This window comes from Methanospirillum sp. (genome assembly GCF_035560735.1).
Lineage (GTDB): Archaea > Halobacteriota > Methanomicrobia > Methanomicrobiales > Methanospirillaceae > Methanospirillum.
On record NZ_DATMYY010000217.1, the window covers coordinates 1 to 3419 of the forward strand.

Consider the following 3419-nt stretch of genomic DNA (forward strand, 5'->3'; position numbering starts at 1 on the left):
CAGCACAGAATATGTAGTAAGAAAAGATGATGAGAGGGTTAGCGGTGTCTCTTCACAGGTCTTTTTTTCCTTTTTTCCAGAAGACTGCCATGAAGTTCTGCCTGCCTGCCGCTCTGTCTCTGGAGAAGGGCAGCTTCTTCATCTGTAGCACAATCAAGTTCAGCAAGGATTTCAAGGGGATCTTTTGTCTCCTTCACGAGATCAATGATTCGTGTTAGCCTTTCCACACCGATGAAGTGTTCTGCCATCAGACGGGAAAGAGGAGTGAGGCGGATGGTTCCCCCTTCACGGAAGACCAGATTCCTCTGCAGTAGAAGGTCTTCGACTGGTTCAGGCTCACCCACAAGACTCTCTTCAATCTTCTTCATGATATTCCGGTCACCTGCAGCCACCACAGCATTTGCAACATAAATTTCTGAACTCTGCTCAAGTGTGTAAACAGGAGCCACCTCTCCCATCTCACCTTTCAGAAGGCCCATGGCAACCTCTTCTTCAGTCATCCGTGAACTCCGGGAGTACGACCCTCCCGGTTCGGCAAGGATCACCACTTTTCCGAGATCATGGTAATCCGGTCGTCCTGCCCTGCCTGACATCTGCTGGAATTCCTGCACTGTCAGCCACTCAATTCCCATTGCTAGTGAATCAAATATTACCTGAGATGCAGGGAAATCAACGCCTGCTGCGAGAGCAGCAGTTGTGACAACAGCCCTTATCTCACCTTTTTCAAACTGATTTTCAACATGCCGCCGTTCCTCCTGGGTCAGACCGGCATGGTAAGGGGCCACACCTTCACCAAGCTTGTCAGAGATGACATGACACCGTGCCCGGGAATTGGTAAAAATAATGGTTTGATTATGAAATCCTTTAGAAGAGACCTTGTTGTACTCATCCTGGACCAATTTTTTCTCTGTGGGTATCTTCTGTTGGCGTTCAAGAAAAACCAGGTATCTCTCAAGGGTCACCGGGCGCTCACCATACCTGACCAGTTCACAGGACAACTTCTTTGCAAGAAGTGTCGGATGCCCAATCGTTGCACTCAAATACAAAAACTGGGCCTTTGGCGAGTTGAACTTCATTCGGGCAATCAACCCGTCAACACGATGTCCCCGCTCTTTGTCTTCAAGCATCTGGACTTCGTCTATGACTACTGTCCCGATATCGTGCAGTTTCATTCCGCACCTGAGCAGGTGGTCGACCCCCTCATATGTTGCGATAATGATAGAAGCTCCCCGATCACGGTTCCCGGGGCGGCGGTTGTCACTTATCTGGATACGACTGGTCCCGGTAATGATCGAGATCTCAGCGATCTTTCCATATTTTTTTGCAAACCGATCGTATTTCTGAAATGCGAGTGCTACAAGCGGGACAAGGAAGATCATCCGACCCCTTTTCTCAAGGAAATTCTTGAATCCAGCCATCTCACCGATGAACGTCTTTCCACTTGCGGTAGCTGCCACCACGAGGAGATCTTTCCCGTACAATAGACCAGCCTCAACAGCAATCTGCTGGACCGGCATCAGAGATTCAACATTGGCAAGATCTACAAACTGACGAGGAAGGGGAAGCTCATCAAGCCTGCTTGTCTCAACAACAGGATGGGCAATCAACCGATCATAGAGAGTATGATCGAAGGAATGTTCACCTGGCTCTATAGTTGCAAGCACCCGGTCAACACTTCGGTACTTGTCAAGCAGTTCGTCAAGATGAGAGAGAGCATTCCTGCCCAACCGTCCCATATGGGCAAGCTCACGCCTGAGTTCTTTACGGGCACACGGCAGGCAGATCCACTCATCCTCTCCGTACATTATCGCCAGATCACGGTCCAGTTCTGCAATGCGATCTTCCATCAGACAGAAACGACAGAGTTCAACATAGGTGAACGGGATCTGTAGATCATGCAAAAAAGCCTCAAATGGTCCATCTGGACAGGTGAGGCGAACCTTTGCACGTCTCAAGTGAATGACCAGGTCCCTCGTCGGCAGGTTTCTGTAACCAGAGCCACTCCCACGCCTCATCCGATAATGGGAAGGCCTGATACCCTTGGGTGTATCTATCAGTTCTATGATGGCAGTCGCATTTACATGATGAGTTTCAAAAAACAGGATCTTGTAATACTTCTTCGTCGGCTGAACGATTGCCTTCATGTAGCTACCAGATCATGAATCTCATAACTGAGTTCTGCCTGTTCAAGCTGTTTCAGATACTCGGTGAAAAACTCATCAACAATCACAATACCGCAGGGGATGCCATGTAGAGCAGCTTCAATTACGCCTTCACGTGAACCAAAATAGAGATCGGGTACCCGTCCGATCTTTTTGAGCGAAACCCAGGCCTCAAGCCCGACACAGGCGACAACCGAGACCGCCCCGATAACCTCGGCAAGCTGATCAAGCCTGACATTTCGTGAGCCTCCCCGCTCAACCCTCGGAACCTTGCATACTTGGACAATAGACTCCTTGTGATCAATGATCCCATCCAGTTTAGCAACACCTGTCTCCTCACCTTTCGGCGTATCAACCGCGATCTCGCCATTTGCAGCAGTCAGTTTTCGGGATGCATACAGAATGCCCCCTTTCATGTACACTCCAACCCTGTCGCCCTTCCGGAGATCCTCTGCCGCTATAGCTGTCCAGACCGAGACCTGATGGATAATGTCATGCCTGACGTGCTTTGCATAAATTTCAAGCATCTCGGCATTCTGAAGGATCCATTCAATCCCTTCCCGGGTTACCTCATATCTCCCCCGACCAGGGGCCTTGATCATACCCTCATCAACCAGATCACGGATATATTCTGATATCGCTTGAGGAGTTACCCCGAGCATTGCAGCAATCTCCTGCTGCCTTACTGCAGGTTGATGCTCGGCTATTTCAACAAGAATTTGAAACCGGGAGACATCCCGTTTATTACGCAGGATTGTATATCCCGGCTCGTCTTCATTCTTCAAGTATAACCAGTCCCTGGCCCTTCACATCAAGGTGTGGAACCCGTTTTGCCACTCCTTTAATGTATATCGGAGTTACATTAAACCTTCGTGCAATGTCATTTATTGAAGAGTTACCCTTAGATAGTTCTCCTTCAAGACTGTCGCCCTTAACTGCTATTTCTGATTCTTCAGAGAATGCAATCGAGAGCAGATCTGCAAGATCCGAGAAATTACACTGAAAGTTTGCCCTGAATTTGCTATATGTAGCCTTATACTCCTTTTCCGGCTTTTTACCAGGCTCGGGCATGCGCCATTTCTCTTCAAGGAGGTTGCCTTTCTTGAGTATCAGCAGACACTCCCTGACTCCGTCTTCCCCCACTACATCACCGATCTCGCTTCTGGTCATCCAGTTCTTGTTCAGCATATCAAGAATCTTCTTATAGACAGTATTGTTGAAGATGACAAAAAGCGGGACCAGTTCTACGGGATCATT

General features: G+C 48.7%; 3 protein-coding genes. All 3 read right to left on the reverse strand.

Annotated features, from left to right (window positions below; all coding sequences use genetic code 11):
• Positions 1-38: 38 nt before the first annotated feature.
• On the reverse strand, positions 39-2144 hold the full coding sequence (locus tag VN429_RS06375) for a DEAD/DEAH box helicase (RefSeq protein WP_325631090.1): 2106 nt from the start codon (positions 2142-2144) through the stop codon (positions 39-41).
• On the reverse strand, positions 2141-2947 hold the full coding sequence (locus tag VN429_RS06380) for a DUF7839 domain-containing protein (protein WP_325631092.1): 807 nt from the start codon (positions 2945-2947) through the stop codon (positions 2141-2143). The genes VN429_RS06375 and VN429_RS06380 overlap by 4 nt, the downstream gene beginning before the upstream one ends.
• On the reverse strand, positions 2937-3419 hold a 483-nt coding region (locus VN429_RS06385), incomplete at its 5' end, for an ArsR family transcriptional regulator (RefSeq protein ID WP_325631095.1). The genes VN429_RS06380 and VN429_RS06385, both read right to left, overlap by 11 nt.

Coding starts and splice junctions, on each gene's coding strand:
- VN429_RS06375 (WP_325631090.1), bottom strand. CDS start 2,144: ATGAAGGCAATCGTTCAGCCGACGAAGAAGTATTACAAGATCCTGTTT.